The organism is Cellulomonas iranensis NBRC 101100 = JCM 18110, from assembly GCF_001552375.1.
GTDB lineage: Bacteria > Actinomycetota > Actinomycetes > Actinomycetales > Cellulomonadaceae > Cellulomonas > Cellulomonas iranensis.
The window spans coordinates 58,647-75,568 of sequence record NZ_BCRB01000001.1; the positions used below are offsets into that span (position 1 = coordinate 58,647).

General features: G+C 76.1%; 12 protein-coding genes and 1 pseudogene. 5 read left to right on the forward strand and 8 right to left on the reverse strand.

Translation table 11 applies throughout. The annotated features are described in order from the left end of the window. Window positions 1-27: 27 nt before the first annotated feature. From CS2_RS00265 to CS2_RS00290, 6 genes are all read right to left on the reverse strand, one after another. A complete protein-coding gene (locus CS2_RS00265) occupies window positions 28-1,008 on the reverse strand; it encodes a DUF2891 family protein (RefSeq protein WP_082739566.1) in 981 nt (326 codons plus the stop codon). Between the two features lie 20 nt (window positions 1,009-1,028). Next, the gene (locus tag CS2_RS00270) at window positions 1,029-1,469 is read right to left on the reverse strand and encodes a DoxX family protein (RefSeq protein ID WP_070318396.1); all 441 of its coding nucleotides are present in this window, start codon (window positions 1,467-1,469) and stop codon (window positions 1,029-1,031) included. Between the two features lie 148 nt (window positions 1,470-1,617). After that, the gene (locus CS2_RS00275) at window positions 1,618-3,540 is read right to left on the reverse strand and encodes a glycoside hydrolase family 127 protein (protein ID WP_082739554.1); all 1,923 of its coding nucleotides are present in this window, start codon (window positions 3,538-3,540) and stop codon (window positions 1,618-1,620) included. A gap of 64 nt (window positions 3,541-3,604) precedes the next feature. After that, entirely contained in the window at window positions 3,605-4,423 is an 819-nt protein-coding gene (locus CS2_RS00280) for a carbohydrate ABC transporter permease (RefSeq protein ID WP_046527961.1), read from the reverse strand. Next, window positions 4,420-5,361 carry a carbohydrate ABC transporter permease gene (locus tag CS2_RS00285; protein ID WP_070318397.1) on the reverse strand — a complete coding sequence of 314 codons (942 nt, stop codon included), beginning with the start codon at window positions 5,359-5,361 and terminating at the stop codon, window positions 4,420-4,422. The genes CS2_RS00280 and CS2_RS00285 overlap by 4 nt, the downstream gene beginning before the upstream one ends. A 70-nt stretch (window positions 5,362-5,431) precedes the next feature. Beyond that, a complete protein-coding gene (locus tag CS2_RS00290) occupies window positions 5,432-6,727 on the reverse strand; it encodes a sugar ABC transporter substrate-binding protein (RefSeq protein ID WP_070318398.1) in 1,296 nt (431 codons plus the stop codon). A gap of 303 nt (window positions 6,728-7,030) precedes the next feature. Between CS2_RS00290 and CS2_RS00295 the strand changes: the two genes are divergently transcribed. From CS2_RS00295 to CS2_RS00310, 4 genes and pseudogenes are all read left to right on the forward strand, one after another. Further along, complete coding sequence (locus CS2_RS00295) at window positions 7,031-8,050, forward strand: LacI family DNA-binding transcriptional regulator (RefSeq protein ID WP_070318399.1); 1,020 nt, start codon at window positions 7,031-7,033, stop codon at window positions 8,048-8,050. A 50-nt stretch (window positions 8,051-8,100) separates the two neighbouring features. Beyond that, complete coding sequence (rlmC, locus tag CS2_RS00300) at window positions 8,101-9,225, forward strand: 23S rRNA (uracil(747)-C(5))-methyltransferase RlmC (RefSeq protein ID WP_070318400.1); 1,125 nt, start codon at window positions 8,101-8,103, stop codon at window positions 9,223-9,225. 122 nt (window positions 9,226-9,347) lie between these two features. Beyond that, on the forward strand, window positions 9,348-10,844 hold the full coding sequence (locus tag CS2_RS00305) for a 3' terminal RNA ribose 2'-O-methyltransferase Hen1 (protein WP_070318401.1): 1,497 nt from the start codon (window positions 9,348-9,350) through the stop codon (window positions 10,842-10,844). A 4-nt stretch (window positions 10,845-10,848) separates the two neighbouring features. Further along, window positions 10,849-13,470 (forward strand): annotated as a pseudogene (locus CS2_RS00310) (polynucleotide kinase-phosphatase). A gap of 81 nt (window positions 13,471-13,551) precedes the next feature. Here CS2_RS00310 and CS2_RS00315 read toward each other — a convergent pair. Next, window positions 13,552-14,586, reverse strand: a complete 1,035-nt coding sequence (locus CS2_RS00315; RefSeq protein ID WP_070318402.1) for an LLM class flavin-dependent oxidoreductase — start codon at window positions 14,584-14,586, stop codon at window positions 13,552-13,554. Between the two features lie 118 nt (window positions 14,587-14,704). On the opposite strand from CS2_RS00315, the gene CS2_RS00320 reads away from it, so the two are divergent. Then, complete coding sequence (locus CS2_RS00320; RefSeq protein WP_070318403.1) at window positions 14,705-15,445, forward strand: alpha/beta fold hydrolase; 741 nt, start codon at window positions 14,705-14,707, stop codon at window positions 15,443-15,445. A gap of 25 nt (window positions 15,446-15,470) precedes the next feature. Here the strand turns inward: CS2_RS00320 and CS2_RS00325 are convergent, their stop codons facing one another. Next, window positions 15,471-16,901: an NYN domain-containing protein gene (locus CS2_RS00325; protein ID WP_070318404.1), complete on the reverse strand. Its 1,431-nt coding sequence runs from the start codon at window positions 16,899-16,901 to the stop codon at window positions 15,471-15,473. Between the last annotated feature and the right edge of the window lie 21 nt (window positions 16,902-16,922).

Below are 16,922 nucleotides of genomic sequence, written 5' to 3' on the forward strand. Positions count from 1 at the left end.
GGGCCGCAGCGTCCGCGCGGACCCGCGTCAGCGGCTCGTCGTGGCGTCCCACGCGAACGACGCGAGCCAGTGCGTCGCCACGAAGTCGTCGTTCGCGAGCGACGTCAGGCCCGCGGCGAGCAGCCGGTCGCCCGCATCGCGCAGCGCGCTCTCGTCGAGCGCGCGGGCGAGGCGGAACAGCGCACCGGCGCGCGAGAGGTTGAGGCCGTCGAGGTGCACGGCGTGCCCGTCGGTCGGGTCGACCACGCGCGCGGGTGCGGTGAGCTCGTCCGGCCGCGGCAGGAACGCCGCGAACCACGGGGCGAGCTCGTCGGGCGGCAGCACGCGGGCCATGAGGTCGGCCTCGGCGAGGCCGGGGGACAGGAAGTCGTGCCCGCTGCGCTCCCACGCGGCGGGCCAGCCGCGGTCGGCGCCGTACAGCCGGCGCGCGTGCGTGCGCAACGCGTCGGCGGCGTCGTCGTGCCCGAGGTCGTCGGCCGCCGTGAGCAGCAGCGCGAGCCCGAACGCGGTGTTCGAGTGCACGCCGTGCCGCACGGGGTGCTCGGTGCGCGCCACCCACGGCACCACGAGGTCGAGCACCGTGCGGGCCAGCGGGGCGGTCGCCTCGGCCCACGCGGCCGCGGCGGGGTCGCCGGCCGCGCCGGCCGCCGCGCACGACGCCGCGAGCCGCGCGGCCCACGCCCAGCCGTACGGCCGCTCGAACGCGGGGTGCGCGCGCAGGTACGCGACCTCGCCCGCGACCCGCTCCGGGGTGAGGTTCGCCGACAGCAGCGCACGCAGCGCGTCGTCCTCGTGGCCCGCGGCGAGCACCTCGACGCCCAGCCAGTGCATGTGGACGCACGAGTGCCAGTCGAACGACGTGTGGAACGCGGGGTACAGCTCGGCGGGCGTGCGCACGTCGGCGGGCGACCCCGCGAGGTGCACGAGGTGGTACGGCCACGGCGTCGTGAGGTTCGCGCGGACGACGGCGGCGTAGCGGTCGGGCGGGGGCGGGGCGGGGTGCGTCACGCACCCAGCCTCTCGCGAGGTCAGCGCCGCGGGTGCGCGCGCCACGCGCGCCACGCGCCGGTCGACCACAGCGCCCACACCACGAGCAGGCCCTGGAACGGCAGCCGCGCGAGGCGCTTGGCGTCGGTGTCGAGCCCGAAGCCGTCCTTGCCCTCGAGGTACTGCGCGACGTTGCCCGGGAAGATCGCGACGAAGAACGCCGCCGCGGCCGCGCCGACCCACGGCCGGTAGCGGCGCGGCGCCACGACCAGGACCGTGCCGAGGGCGATCTCGACGATCCCCGACCCGACGACCACGGCGTCGGTGCCCACCGGCACCCACGCGGGCACCTGCGCCTGGAACTCCTCGCGCGCGAACGTCAGGTGGCTCGTGCCCGCGAACGCGAGGAAGCCGCCGAGCGCCACGCGCCCGATCGTGCGGGCGACGCCGCCAGCCGTGCGGTCGCCGTCGTGGGTCGCCATGCGCGTCCTGCCTCGGGGTCGGGCTCGGTCCGACCGGGCGACCGGGCCGGTCCCAGGCTACGGCGGCGGTCGCGGCGCGGCAGGTCGTGCGCGCGCCGACGCCCGCGGTGCGCCCGGGTGGGGCGGCGCCGCGGGCGTCGGGGACGCGTCAGACGGTCGGCAGCCAGACCCGCATCGTCGACGGCCCGCGCTCGGCCCACGCGTGGTACGGCACGAGCGGCACGAGCCGCGGCGCGTCGGGTGCGGGCGCGGGGTCGTCGCCGAACGGCCACGTCACGTCGGGCAGCGGGCGCGTCGCGACGGGGACGAGCACCGCGCCGTCGCGCTCGACGGGTGCGGCGTCGGTCGTGACGACGGCCGCGGCCACGTCCTGCCCGAGGTCGGTGGACTCGAGCGCGAGGACCAGCGGCCCGCGCTCGACCGCGACCTGCCCGCGCACCGCGTCGACGCGCGGGTCGGCGAACGTCCAGCGCGCGCGCACCGGCAGGTCGAGCACGACCTCCTGCCCGGCGGCCGGCCCGGGGACCGCGACGTACCCGGGCGCCGCCGCCTGCGACGTGCCGTCGGCGAGCGTGACGCTCGCGCCCTGCGCCCACGCCGGGACACGCAGCGTGAGCGTCCAGCCGCCCGCGGGCGCCTCGACCGCGCGGACCGTCACGCGACCGTCGTGCGGGTAGGCCGTCGTCACCTCGAGGGCCGCCGTGCGGCCCGCCGTCAGCTCGGTGCGCACCGTCGCCGGCGCGTACTGGTGCAGCTGCACGCCGTCGTCGTCGACCGTCGCGACGTACGTGCCGAGCGTCGCGACCGTGCGCGTGACGTTGGTCGGGCAGCACGACACCGCGAAGAACGGCGCGCGCAGGCTCGACGCCGCGCGGGGGCTCACCTCGTCCGGCGCGACCTCACGGCCGGGCACGCGCTGGTGCAGCGTGTTCGTGTAGTAGAACGCCCGGCCGTCCTGCGCGGGCGACGTCGCGACGACGTTGTAGAGCGTGCGCTCGACCGCGTCGGCGTGCCGCGCGTCGCCGTCCTGCAGCAGCAGGCGGTGGTTCGTCATGACCGACGCGATGCCCGCGCACGTCTCCGAGTACGACCGGTCCGGCGGCAGCTCGAAGTCGGCGCCGAACGACTCGCCCTCGTGGTGCGCGCCCATGCCGCCCGTCAGGTAGGTGCGCCGCGCGAGCGTCGTGAGCACCTGCCCGGTGACGGCCGCGAGCAGCTCGTCGTCGCCGTCCTCGACCGCGAGGTCCGCGGCGCCCGACGCGAGGTACAGGGCCCGCACGGCGTGCCCGTCGAGCACGGTGGCCTCGCGCACCGGCACGTCGTCCTGGAAGTACTGCGGGCCGAAGTCGATCTCGCCGAGCACGCCGTGCCCGCGCCGCTCGACGAACAGCCGCGCCTGGTCGAGGTACCGACGCTCACCGGTCACGCGGTACAGCTCGACCAACGCGACCTCGATCTCGGGGTGGCCGCACACGCCCTGCTGCGGGCCGTCGGCGCCGAACTCGCGGCACACCAGGTCGGCCGCGCGGATCGCGACGCGCACGATCTCGTCGTCGCCGAACGTGCGGGCCCGGGCCACGCCCGCCTGCACCAGGTGCCCGATGCAGTACAGCTCGTGGCCCCACTCGAGGTCCGACCACCGCGGCTGCTGCCCGGGGCGGCCGAACATCGTCGAGACGTAGCCGTCGGGCTCCTGCGCCGCGGCCACGCGCGCCGCGATCGACCGCAGGCGCCGGTCGAGGTCGGCGTCGCCCGTGCGTCCGACCTCCCAGGCCATCGCCTCGAGCAGCTTGTACGTCTCGGAGTCGGAGAACTCCCGACCCCGGCGGTCGCGCGGCAGCCGCCCCTCGACGGCGGCGTCGAAGTTGCCCGTCCAGCCGAGCCGCTCGAGCCAGCCCTCGACGTGCGTGATCATCGTGCGCGCGTTGAGCGCCTGCAGGTCGCCCCAGAAGCCGCCCGTGATCGTGACCTCGTCGAGGCCGAGCGGGCGCCAGCGGGCGCGGGACGGGACGGCCGGGCGGCCGTGCTGGTGGGGGCCGACGCGCAGGTCGACGGTCTCGGACGAGGGCATGACGAGCTCCGGGGGTGGTTCGGTCCGGCGGTGCCGGGGCGGGCGGTGGGGGACGGGGCGCGGGCTACTTGACCGCGCCGACCGTCAGGCCGTCCTTGAGCTGGCGGTAGGTGAGGCTGAAGACGACGAGGATCGGGACGGACGTCAGCACGGCCAGGGCCATGAGGCCGGGCCAGTTGATGCCGAACGCCGAGACCTGCTGCGCGAGCAGCGCGCTGAGCGGGTAGCTGCCGGGCGTGAGGTAGAAGTTCACGGCGTAGAGGAACTCGCCCCACGCGAGCAGGAAGATCAGCGTCCCGACGGTGAAGACGCCGTTGCGTGCGACGGGCAGCACGACCTGCCAGAACGTCCGCAGGATCCCGGCGCCGTCGATCGACGACGCCTCCTCGAGCTGCGGCGGGACGGCCCGGAAGAACGGGCGCAGCAGCAGCGTCGCGAACGGGATCAGCAGGGCCGCGTCGGCCAAAATCACCGCGGCCGTCGTGTCGAGCAGGCGCCAGCTGCTGAAGATCTGGAACAGCGGGATGACGGTCGCGGTCTGCGGCATCATCTGCAGCACGATCAGCATGCCGAGCCCGACGGTCGGCAACCAGCCGGTCGTGCGCGCCAGGCCGTAGGCGGCCGGCACGGCGATCGCCAGGACGAGCGCGGTCGCGCCGACGGCGATGGTCGCGGACTGCCCCATCGCGCGCCACAGCGTCGGCGTGATCGCCTCGCGGTAGGCGTCGAGGGTGGGGGAGAAGACGAACGTCGACGCGCGGTCGAACACGTCGCCCGAGCTCTTGACCGACGTGAGGAGGATCCACAGGATCGGCACGCCGTACATGAGCGTGAGGAGCAGCTTGGTGGCCACGGCGACCGGGCCGGCCTTCACCTGGTTCATCCGTGCGCCTCCTCCTTGCGGATGCTGCGGGCGTACAGGACGGCCAGCACGAGCACGCCGAGCACGGCGACGACGGACGTCGCGGCGCCCAGGCCGTAGTCGTAGCGGACGAACGCCTGCAGGTAGCCCAGGAACGGCAGCGTGTTGGTGGCGGTGCCGGGCCCGCCGTAGGTCATGACGTAGATGAAGTCGAAGCTGCGGAACCCGTAGACGAGCGTGAGGATCAGCAGCACGAGCGTCGTGGGCCGCACCGACGGGACCATGATGTGGCGCACCTGCTGCGACTTGGTCGCGCCGTCGAGCTGCGCGGCCTCGAAGACCTCGGGGTCGATCGTCAGCAGGGCCGCGCGGTACACGAGCGCGTTGAACGGGATGACGGCGAACGAGTTCACGAACGCCACGGCACCGAGCGCCCAGTACTGGTCGTAGAGGAACGGCACGGGCGTGTCCCGCAGCCCGGTGGCGAGCAGCACGGTGTTGACCAGGCCGGAGTCGGCGAGCAGGAACTTCCACACCGACCCGTTGACGACCGGGGGCAGCGCCCACACGAACACCATGAGGGCGAGCAGCGCGCCCGACCACCGGCCCGACGTGCGCAGCGCGATCGCGCCGCCCAGGCCGAGCCCCATGCCGAGCACCGTGACGACCACGACGAACACCGCGGTGCGCGACAGCGCCGCGGTCGTGTCGCCGGACTCGAACCCGGCGCGCAGGTTCTCCAGGCCCGTGTACGCCCAATCGGCGTTGAGGGTCGCGGCGGTGACCTTCGAGACGGCCATCCGCAGCAGCGTGACGAGCGGGTAGATGCTCAGCAGGCCGAGGAACACGGCGGCCGGGAGCAGGAACAGCATCCGGGTCTGCCGCGGCGGGCGGCGCCGCGGCCCAGGGGCCGGGCGGGTCACGGCCCGCCCGGCCGCCGGCGCGAGCGAGGTGGTCATGGGGACCTCCAGGGGGTGTCGCGCCGGACGACCGGGCGCGGGCGGACGGGGTGGTGGGTGGGGCTGCGGCTCAGTCGAGCAGCGGGCCGAGCGCGGCGATCGCGTCGTCGGCGGCCTGCTGCGGCGACTTCTGACCGCCGACCGCGGCGCTCCACGCCTGGCCGAGCGTGAGCTGGACGTCGGCCACGGACTGCGCGGGGATCACCGAGGCCGGGTAGTTCGCCCCGAACTGCGTGATGGTCTGCGCGAACGGCTCGAGCAGCGCGTTGCCGGTCACGGCCTCGTCGGCCGCGGCGTCGGTGCGCGAGGGCAGCGAGCCGACGATCTCGGCCGGCAGCAGCTGGCCCTTCGCGTCGAGGTACGTCGCCGTGAGGTACTCCCACGCGAGGTCGGGGTTCTTGCTGAACGCGCCGATGCCCTCGCCCTCGCCGCCGAGGTAGACGCCGCCGGTGCTGGACAGCGGCAGCGGGACGACGCCGTACTCGAACTGCGCGTCGGACTTCGCGGTGCCCATCTGCCAGTTGCCGTTCGCCGCGAACGCGGTCTTCCCGGCGGCGAACTGCTGGAACGGCACGGTCTGGTCCCACGTCACGGACTCCTGCGACAGCCAGCCGTTCTCGACCCAGCCGCGCACGCGGGCCAGGCCCGCGGCGAGCGCGTCGGCCTGCGGCTCGTCGTAGCTGAAGCCCTCGGACGTGATCCAGGGGTAGGCCTGCCACTCGCCCTGCGACTGCGGCAGCGCCGACAGCGTGATGCCCGCGTAGCCGGCGTCCTTGGCCTTGGCCATCGCGGCCTCGAGCTCGTCCATCGTGGTGGGCGGCTCGACGCCGATCTCGGCGAGGATGTCGGCGTTGTACCAGAGGCCGAGCAGGTTCACGTAGCCCTGCACGGCGTAGGTGGTGCCGTCGACCTGGTGGATGACGGACGGCGAGACCTTGTCGGCGTCGGCGAAGTCGGCCCAGTAGTCGTCGAGGGGCGCGAGCGCGCCGCCGAGCGCGAGGGTCGAGGCCTCCGCGCCGTTGAACACGACGACGTCCGGGCCGGTCTTGGCGCCCGCGGCGGAGACGAGCTTGGAGTTGAGCTGGTCGTAGGGGACGAAGACGTTCTCGACGGTCGCGCCGTCGTGCTCGGCCTCGAACTTGTCGGCGAGCTCGTCCATGAGGCGGACCTGGTTCTCGTCCGAGAAGTAGTGCCACACCGTGACGGTGTCGCCGCCGGCCGATCCGCCGGTCGCGTCGCCGCCGCCGGCGGACGTGCCGCCCGTGCAGGCGGCGAGCAGCAGGCCGCTCGCCGCGGCGAGGGACGCGAGCGTCAGCCACCTGCGGCGGCGAGGGGTGGGCCGTGCGTCGTTGCCGTTGATGTCCATCAACCGGGCTCCCGTTCGTCAGGACGAGGTCGGTGGCGCGGGTGGGGTGCCCGGCCGGTGCGGGTGGGGTGCCCGCTCCGCTCCTCGTCGATGCGTGATGACCTGCCGGGCGCCCGACGCCGCGTCGCTGCGGCGGACCGGTGAGACCACCGTCGGCCGAAAGCGACCGAAACCCGTTTCGGGACGCTAACACTGGGAAGATGCGTCGGTCAACCGGGTGTGCAGGATGCCGTTTTCGGGCATGATGAGGTCCGCAGCGCGTCGGTCCGGCCGGTCGCGGGCAGGGAGCGACGGAGGGTGACCATGACGACCACGGACGGCAGGCCGCGGCCCGTGACGCTGCGCGACGTCGCGCAGCTCGCCGGCGTCTCGGTGGCCACCGCCTCCAAGGCGCTCAACGGCAAGGCCGAGGTCCACCCCGACACGCGCCGCCGCGTGCAGGAGATCGCCGACCGGCTGTCCTTCACCCCGAACTCGCTCGCGCGCGCCATCACCGCGGGGCAGACCGGCACGGTCGGGCTGCTCACGCACGACCTCGAGGGCCGCTTCAGCCTGCCCATCCTCATGGGCGCCGAGGACGCGTTCGGCGCCGGCAGCACGTCCGTCTTCCTGTGCGACGCGCGCGGCGACGCGATCCGCGAGCAGCACCACCTGCGCGCGCTGCTCGGCCGCCGCGTCGACGGCCTCATCGTCGTGGGCTCGACCACCGACCCGCGGCCGTCCCTCGGCACCGACGTCCCGGTCCCCGCGGTGTACGCGTACGCGCCGTCGGTCGACCCGCGCGACGCGTCGGTCGTGCCCGACAACGTCACCGCCGGGCGGCTCGCGGCCGAGCACCTGCTGGCGCTCGGGCGTCGGCGCATCGCGCACGTCTCGGGCGACGCGACGTACGCGGCCGCGCAGGACCGCGCCACGGGGGTCGCGCAGGCGCTCGCGGACGCGGGCGTCGAGCCGGTCGGCCCGGTGCGCTACGGCTCCTGGAGCGAGGCATGGGGCCGCGCGGGCGTCACCGCCGTGCTCGACGCCGACCCCGCGGTCGACGCCGTGGTGTGCGGCAGCGACCAGATCGCGCGCGGCGTGCTCGACGCGCTGCGCGAGCGCGGCGTGCGCGTGCCGGCCGACGTCGCCGTCATCGGGTTCGACAACTGGCAGCCCATGATCGCCGGTTCCCGTCCCGCGCTGACCAGCGTCGACATGAACTTCGAGACCATGGGCCGGCGTGCCGCGACCCGGCTGTCGGCGCTCGTCGCCGGCCAGCAGGACGCCGGGGTCGAGACGATCGAGCCGCGCGTCGTGGTGCGCGCGTCGACGGCCGGGGACTGACGGCGAGCGCTCCCTGCGAGGCCGCGGGCGACGCCCCGTAGGCTGGTGACGTGCGCTGCGGGTACTTCGACGCGGGCGTGTGCCACTCGTGCACGCTCCTCGCGCAGCCGTACCCCGAGCAGGTCGACGCGCAGCAGCGGCACGTGCGCACCGTGCTCGGGGACCCGGCGGGCGTGACGTGGCTCCCGACCGTCACGAGCGCCGAGGCGGGGTTCCGCAACAAGGCCAAGATGGTCGTCGCCGGCACGGTCGACGCCCCCACGCTCGGGATCCTCGACGCGCACGGCCACGGCGTCGACCTGCAGGGCTGCCCGCTGTACCCGCCGGCCGTGAGCGCCGCGCTGCCGCCGCTCGCCGCGTTCGTCACGCGCGCGGGCCTCGTGCCGTACGACGTCCCGACGCGCCGCGGCGAGCTCAAGCACGTGCTCGTCACCGGGTCGCCCGACGGCGAGCTCCTGGTGCGGTTCGTGCTGCGCAGCACCGAGGCGCTCGCGCGGATCCGCAAGCACCTGCCGTCGTTGCAGGCGGCGCTGCCGTCGCTCGTCGTCGCGTCCGTCAACGTGCAGCCCGCGCACGCCGCGGTGCTCGAGGGCGACCGCGAGATCCTGCTCACCGAGCGTGGCACGCTGCGCATGCGGGTCAACGGGCTCGACCTGCACCTGCGGCCGCGGTCCTTCTTCCAGACCAACACCGACGTCGCGGCCGCGCTCTACCGGCAGGCGGTCGCGTGGGCCGACGAGGCCGAGGTCGCCTCGGCGTGGGACCTGTACTGCGGCGTCGGCGGGTTCGCGCTGCACCTCGCGCGGCCGGGCCGCACGGTCGTCGGGGTCGAGACGAGCGCCGAGGCCGTCGCGAGCGCCGAGCAGACCGCGCACGACGCGGGGCTGCCCGGCACCCGGTTCCTCGCGGGCGACGCGACCGCGTTCGCGCTCGCCGCGCACGACGTGCCCGACCTCGTCGTGGTCAACCCCCCGCGGCGCGGGCTCGGGGAGCCGCTCAGCCGCTGGCTCGAGGGCAGCGGCGTGCCGCGCGTCCTGTACTCGTCGTGCCACTCCGGCTCGCTCGCGCGCGACCTCGCGCACATGCCGTCGCTGCGGCTCGTGCGCGCGCAGGTCCTCGACATGTTCCCGCACACCGGGCACCACGAGGTCCTCACGCTGCTCGAGCGCCGCTGAGCGGGGCGCCGCCGAGCGGGGAGCGTCGCAGAGCTCGGCACGTCGCCGAGCCGGGTGTGCACGCGGGCGCGTCACCGCCAAAGCCCTGGGCCGGCCCGCCACCACCTGGCACGATCACGCGCGTGCTGCTCACGCTGACCGCCGACGCCCCCGACGCCGCCACCCCGGCGTCCGACCTGGGCCACCTGCTGCACAAGCACCCCGACCGCGTGCAGACGTTCGACGCGGGCGTCGGCACGGCGCACGTGCTCTACCCGCGCGCCGACGCCGAGCGGTGCACCGTCGCGCTGCTCGTCGAGGTCGACCCCGTCGGCCTCGTGCGCGACCGCGCGGGCCGCGGCGACGGACCGCTCGCCGCCTACGTCAACGACGTGCCGTACGCGTCGGCGTCGGTGCTCGCGGTCGCGCTGCGCCGCGTGTTCGGCACCGCCATGACGGGGCGCTGCGACCGGCGCCCCGAGCTGGCGTCCCGCGCGCTGCCGCTCGAGGTCCACGTGCCCGCGGTCGCGGTGCGCGGCGACGTCGCGCTCGTCGCCGAGCTGTTCGCGCCGCTCGGCTGGGACGTCGCCGCGACGCCGCTGCCGCTCGACCCGCGCGTGCCGGCCTGGGGCGACTCGCGCTACGTCGACCTACGGCTGCGCGGCACGCTGCGGCTCGCGGACGCGCTGTCCCACCTGTACGTGCTGCTGCCCGCGCTCGACGGCGAGAAGCACTACTGGGTCGGCGAGGACGAGGTCGACAAGCTGCTGCGCGCGGGGGAGGCGTGGCTCGCCGACCACCCGCGCCGCGACGTCGTCGTGGACCGCTACCTGCGGCGCAGCCGCCCGCTCGCGGCGTCGGCGCTCGAGCGGCTCGCCGAGGTCGAGCACGTGCCGGCCGACGCGCTCGACGACGCGGTCGCGGCACGCCCGGAGGACGTCGACGACACGTCCGCGGCGACGTCCGCGACCACCGGCACCCCCACCGGCACCCCCGCCGACACCGACGCCGACGCAGTCGCCGACGACGGGCCGCGCACGCCGGCGCTCGCGCGGCTCCGCGTCGAGGCCGTGCACGCCGCGCTGCGCGCCGCCGGCGCACGCACGGTCGTCGACCTCGGCTGCGGCGAGGGCGTGCTGCTGCGCGAGCTGCTGGCCGACGCGTCGTTCGACCGGCTGCTGGGCGTCGACGTGTCGCACCGCGCGCTGCAGGTCGCCGCGCGCCGGCTGCGGCTCGACCGGCTGCCCGAGCGGCAGCGCGCCCGCGTCGACCTCGCGCAGTCCGCGCTCACGTACCTCGACGACCGGCTCGTCGGGTTCGACGCGGCCGTGCTCATGGAGGTGGTCGAGCACGTCGACCCGCCGCGCCTGCCCGCGCTGGAGCAGGCCGTGCTCGGGCACGCGCGCCCCGGCGCGCTCGTGGTCACGACCCCGAACGTCGAGCACAACGCGCGCTACGGGCTGGACGCCGGCCACCTGCGGCACCACGACCACCGCTTCGAGTGGACGCGCGCGCAGTTCCGCGACTGGGCGCGCGCGGCCGCGGCCGCGCATGGCTACGACGTCACGTTCGGCGGCGTCGGCGACGAGGACCCCGACGTCGGTCCGCCCACGCAGCTCGCCGTCCTCACCCGGAGGTGACCGCATGACCCGCCTGGAGATCCCCGCGACCTGCCTCGTCGTGCTGGTCGGCACGTCCGGGTCCGGCAAGTCGACGTTCGCGGCCCGGCACTTCGGGCCGTTCGAGACCGTCTCGTCCGACTAGTGCCGCGGCGTCGTGTCCGACGACCCGACGTCGCAGGCCGCGACGCCCGAGGCGTTCGCGCTGCTGCACCACCTCGTCGGCGTCCGGCTGCGCGCGGGGCTGCTCACGGTCGTCGACGCGACCAACGTGCAGCCCGACGCGCGCCGCCAGCTCGTGGCCGTCGCGCGCGAGCACGACGTGCTGCCCGTCGCGATCGTGCTCGACGTGCCCGAGGACGTCGCCCAGGCCCGCAACGCGGCGCGCCCCGACCGCGGCTTCGGCACGCACGTCGTCCGCCGGCAGGCGCAGCAGCTGCGACGTTCGGTGCGCGGGCTCGCGCGCGAGGGCTTCCGCACGGTGCACGTGCTCGACGGCGTCGCGGCCGTCGAGGCCGCCGAGGTCGTGCGCGTGCCGCTGCGCAACGACCTGCGGGGCGTGACCGGCCCGTTCGACGTGGTCGGCGACGTGCACGGCTGCCGCGCCGAGCTCGAGACGCTGCTCGGCCGGCTCGGCTACGTGCTCGTGCGCGACGCCGAGGGGCGCCCGGTCGACGCGACGCACCCCGAGGGGCGGCGCGCGGTGTTCGTCGGCGACCTCGTCGACCGCGGCCCGGACAGCCCGGGCGTGCTGCGGCTCGTCATGGGCATGGTCGAGGCGGGGCACGCGCTGTGCGTGTCCGGCAACCACGAGGCCAAGCTCGTGCGCGCGCTCGCGGGGCGGCAGGTCAGCACGTCGCACGGGCTCGCCGAGACGCTCGCGCAGCTCGCCGCCGAGCCGCCGGAGTTCCGCGAGCGGGTCCGGGCGTTCTGCGACCGCCTCGTCGCGCACTACGTGCTCGACGAGGGGCGGCTCGTCGTCGCGCACGCGGGCCTCAAGGAGGCGTACCACGGGCGCGCGTCGGGACGCGTGCGCTCGTTCGCGCTGTTCGGGGACACGACCGGCGAGACCGACGAGTACGGCCTGCCCGTGCGCCTGCCGTGGGCGGAGGACTACCGCGGCAGCGCGACGGTCCTCTACGGCCACACGCCGACGCCCGCGCTCACGTGGGTCAACGACACGCTGTGCCTCGACACCGGGTGCGTGTTCGGCGGGCGGCTCTCGGCGCTGCGGTACCCCGAGCGGGAGGCCGTGCAGGTCACCGCCGAGCGCGTCTGGTGCGACCCGGTGCGGCCGTTCCCGCGCGCCGAGCCGACCGACGGCGCGCCCGTGGTCGTGGGTCGGTCCGGCGCGCCCGGCGGCGGCCCGGACGGTGACGTCGTGCGCGGCGCACCGGACCGCCTGCGCCTCGACGACGTCGCCGGCCGGCGCGTGGTCGAGACGCGGCTCATGGGTCGCGTGTCGCTGCGTCCCGAGGACGCGGTCGGTGCGCTCGAGGTCATGAGCCGGTTCGCGCTCGACCCGCGCGTGCTGCTGCACCTGCCGCCCACCATGAGCCCGTGCGCGACCGCGCGCGAGGGCGACCTGCTCGAGCACCCGCGCGAGGCGTTCGCGCAGTACGCGCACGACGGCGTGGCCGACGTCGTGTGCGAGGAGAAGCACATGGGCTCGCGGGCCGTCGTGCTCGTGTGCCGCGACGCGACGGTCGCCGCGGCGCGCTTCGCGCTGCCCGCGGGTGCGACGGGCGCGGTGTGGACCCGCACGGGCCGCGCGTTCTGGCAGGACGCGGCGCGCACGCAGGCGCTCGTCGACACGGTGGCGTCCGCCGTGGCGGCGGCCGGCGCGTGGGACGACCTGCTCGCCGACGGCGACGACGCGTGGCTGCTGCTCGACTGCGAGCTGCTGCCGTGGTCGGCCAAGGCGGGCGAGCTGCTGCGCACGCAGTACGCGGCCGTCGGCGCGGCGGCGCGCGCGGTGCTGCCCGCGGCGGTCGACGCGCTCGCGGCCGCCGGCGACCGGGGCCTCGACGTCTCCGAGCTGCTGACGCGCACGCGCCGCCGCGCGGACGACGCCGAGCGGTTCACGGCCGCCTACCGCCGCTACGTGTGGGACGTCGACGGCCTCGACGGCGTGCGCCTCGCGCCGTTCCAGGTGCTCGCGGCGGGCAGCCGCACGTTCACCGACCGCGACCACCTGTGGCACCTGGGCGTCGCGGACCGGCTGGTCGCGGCCGACGCGTCGGGCGTGCTGCTGGGCACGCGCCGCCTCGTGGTCCGCACGGGCGACCCCGCGTCGGTCGCCGAGGGCACCGCGTGGTGGCAGGCGCTCACCGACGACGGCGGCGAGGGCATGGTCGTCAAGCCGCTCGCGAACCTCGTGCGCGGACCGCGGGGCCTCGTGCAGCCGGGCGTCAAGGTCCGGGGCCGGGAGTACCTGCGGATCGTGTACGGCCCCGAGTACACGTCGCACCTGCCGCGCCTGCGGCAGCGGTCGCTCGGGCGCAAGCGGTCGCTCGCGCTGCGGGAGTACGCGCTGGGCGTCGAGGCGCTCGAGCGGTACGTCGCGGGGGCGCCGCTGTGGCGCGTGCACGAGGCGGTGTTCGGCGTGCTCGCGCTGGAGTCGGCGCCGGTCGACCCGCGGTTGTGACGGCAGCCGTCGGGCCGGGGAGCACCGGCCCGACGGGCGTGGGTCCGTGCCCGTCCGTCCGGACGGGCCGGCACGGCCGGCTCAGGCCAGGGCGTCCGCCAGCAGGCGCAGCGTCCGCTCACGTGCGGGCGACGCGTCGGCCGGCGTGCCGCGCGTCGCACCCGCGACGGGCGCGACCATGACCTCGTCGGCCCCGATGCGCCCCGCGAGCTCGCGCAGCTCCGCGGCCGCGGACGCCGGGTCACCGACGACCCACGACGCCGTGAGCGCCGCGACGCCCTCGTCGGCCGCGGCCGGCAGGGGAGCGGCCTCGGCGTCCTCGACGAGCTCCTGCGCCTCGAGCGGCAGACCGCTGCGCAGCCGCCACATGGTGCGCACCTGCGGCAGCACCAGGCGCCGCGCCTCGTCCGCGGTCGGGGCGACCGCGACGTTCGCGACCGCGATCGTGCGCGGCTCGGGCAGCGCGTCGGACGGCTGGAACGTGCTGCGGTACAGCGCGACCGCCTCGGCGGTGCCGCGCCCCGCGAAGTGGTGCGCGAACACGTACGGCAGCCCGAGCCGCCCCGCGAGCTGGGCCGAGTACGTCGACGAGCCGAGCAGCCACAGCTGCGGTGCCGACGTCGCGCGCGGCGTCGCCCGCAGCGGGTACGACGTCGACCCCACGCGCACGTCCACGCCCTCGGGGCGCACGAGCGCCGCGAGGGCCGCGACGTCGTCGTCGAACGTGTCGACGCCGTCGCCGCTCGCGCCGCGGCGCAGCAGGTGGCTCGTCACCGGGTCCGAGCCCGGCGCACGGCCGATCCCGACGTCGACGCGGCCCGGGAACGCGGCCTCCAGCAGCGCGACCTGCTCCGCGACCACGAGTGGCGAGTGGTTCGGCAGCATGACGCCGCCCGACCCGACCCGCACGCGCGACGTCGCGGCGGCGATCAGCGACATCAGCAGCGGCGCGTTGGTCGCGGCGACCGCCGGCATGTTGTGGTGCTCGGCCACCCAGTAGCGGCGCGCGCCGAGCTCGTCGGCCACCCGCGCGAGCGCGAGCGTCGCGGCCACGGCGTCCGCCGTGGTCTGGTCGGAGCGGACGGGGACGAGGTCGAGCACGGAGATCGCTGTCACGTCAGGGGCAACCCGCGCACCCCCGGGACCATTCCGGACGGGCGGTGTGCGCAGCCGCACAGCCGGGCCACAGCCCGCGCCCGCGCGGCTCCCGGTCGGGCGTCCTAGTGTCGGCGTCGTGGACGTCGCCCCGACCGTGCAGCGCCTCCCGGCCCCCGGCGGCCGGGTCGGCCCGCTGTGGGTCGTCACCAGGGGCGAGGGACGCCCGCTGGTGCTGCTGCACGGCAACGGCGAGGACCACCACGTGTTCGACCGCATGGTCGAGCCGCTCGGCGCGGGGCGCCTGCTCGTGGGCCTCGACTCGCGCTCGCACGGCCGCAGCCCGCGCGGCGCCGGTCCGCTGCGCATCGCGGCCATGGCCGACGACGTCGCGGCGGTCCTCGACCGGCTCGGACTCGCGCACGCCGACGTGCTGGGCTTCTCCGACGGCGGCAACGTCGCGCTCGAGCTGGCCGTGCGTCACCCCGACCGGGTGGACCGCCTCGTCGTCGTCGGCGCGAACCTCTTCCCCGAGGGGCTCACGATGCGCGCGCTCGTCGAGGTGCAGCTCGCGCACGCCGTGGTGGCGTCGGTCGCCCGGCTCGTGCCGCCCCTGCGCGGTCCCGCCGAGCGGCTCGCGCTCATGGTGGACGACCCGAGCATCGACCCGGCCGACCTCGCGCTCGTCACCGCGCCCACGCTCGTCGTGGTGGGCGAGCGGGACGTCGTGCGCCCCGAGCACACGCGCCTGATCGTCGACGCGCTGCCCGACGCCCGGCTCGCGGTCGTCCCGCGCGCGGGGCACATGCTGCCCGTGTGCGCGCCCGACCGGCTGGCCGCCCTGGTCGTCGACTTCCTCGCGCAGGCGCCCGCGCGCTGACCGCGGGGGCGCCCGCGCGGCGCCGTCAGGCCGGCACGAGCCCGCCGCCCACCCAGGCGCGGATCGCCGCCGCGTCGCCGTTCGTCAGCTCCATGCGCGCACCGCGGCACAGGCCGATGACGTTGTCCGCCCACGCCGCCGCGACCTGCTCGGCCGACGGACCGTCGGCCAGCGACAGCCCCGTGTAGAGCACGCCCGAGATCACGAAGTTCACGGTCGAGCGCCCGACCTTGGTGCCCGACTGCTGGCACGCCTCGTGCACGCGGCGCGACGTCGCGACGCGCTCGAACGTGTGCGCCCGCACGTCCGCCGCGAGCGTCTCGAGCAGCACGCGGTACTGCGCCTGGCTCAGGCCGGGCGTGTCGGTGACCGAGATGACCTGGCGCTGCAGGTCGCTCGGGTCGGTGTCGGCGACGGCCCCCGGCAGGTCGGCCTCGCCGAAGCGCTCCGGGTCCCACACGTGGCCCGGCGGGCGCGTCGACACGTCGAGATCGGGCAGCACGCGCGTGAGCCACGCCGTGAAGCCGCCCGCCCCGGCCCACTGCGACGTGCCCAGCCCCGGGTACGCGTCGAGCGCGACCTGCGCGGCCGCACCCAGCGGCAGCGGTGCGTCCGCCTTGCGGACCGCACGCCGGACCGCGCGCCGCGCCCGGGCCTCGCCCTCGTCGACGACCCGCTCGGCGGCGCGGGCCTTCGAGGTCGTGCGGGCGGGCGCCGCCTCCGCGCGGTTGTTCGTGCCGGAGGCGGTCGTCTCCGTGGCGGCCGCCGGCTCGGTCGCGGCCGAGGATCCCGCCGGGGCGCCCGCGGGGCGCGACGCCGAGCGCGAGCCCGCCGCCTTCGACGTGGCCGGCGCCGCGGCGGGTGCGACCGCCTCGGTCGCGGCCTCGGGCGCCACGACGGGCTCGGAGTCGAGCGGCGACGCGGTCTGCGTCACGAGGTCGGCCAGCGCGTCGGCGCCGATCACGGTGTCCGCGACCGCGCGGTACGCCGACGCCGCGGGCGAGGCCGTGATGATCGTCACGCGCCGGTCGTCGGCGCGGCAGCGCTGCGCGAGCGGCGTGAAGTCGGCGTCGGCGGACACGATGACGAACTCGTCGTACCGCGTGGGCGCCGCGAGCGCGTCGACCGCGTCGAGCACGAGGTTGATGTCGGCGCTCGACTTGCCCTGCTGCGTGAGCGACGGGCAGTCGACGACGCGGAAGCCCGCGCGCGTGAAGTTCGGGCGGAACCGCGAGTACACCGACGGGTTGAGGTAGCAGGCCCGGACCAGGAAGCGGCGCGTCAGGTCGCCGTCGACGTCCGACCCCTGGCCGAGCTCGGACAGCCAGTGGCCCGGGTCCGTCGCGAACGCCTCGGCCGCGCGCGGGTCGAGGCGCTGCAGGCCGATGTACACGTTGTCGAAGTCGAGGAACAGCGCCGAGCGCAGCCGGCGGGCGGGCTCGTGGGTGGTGGTCACGTCACCCATCCTGCCGTGCCG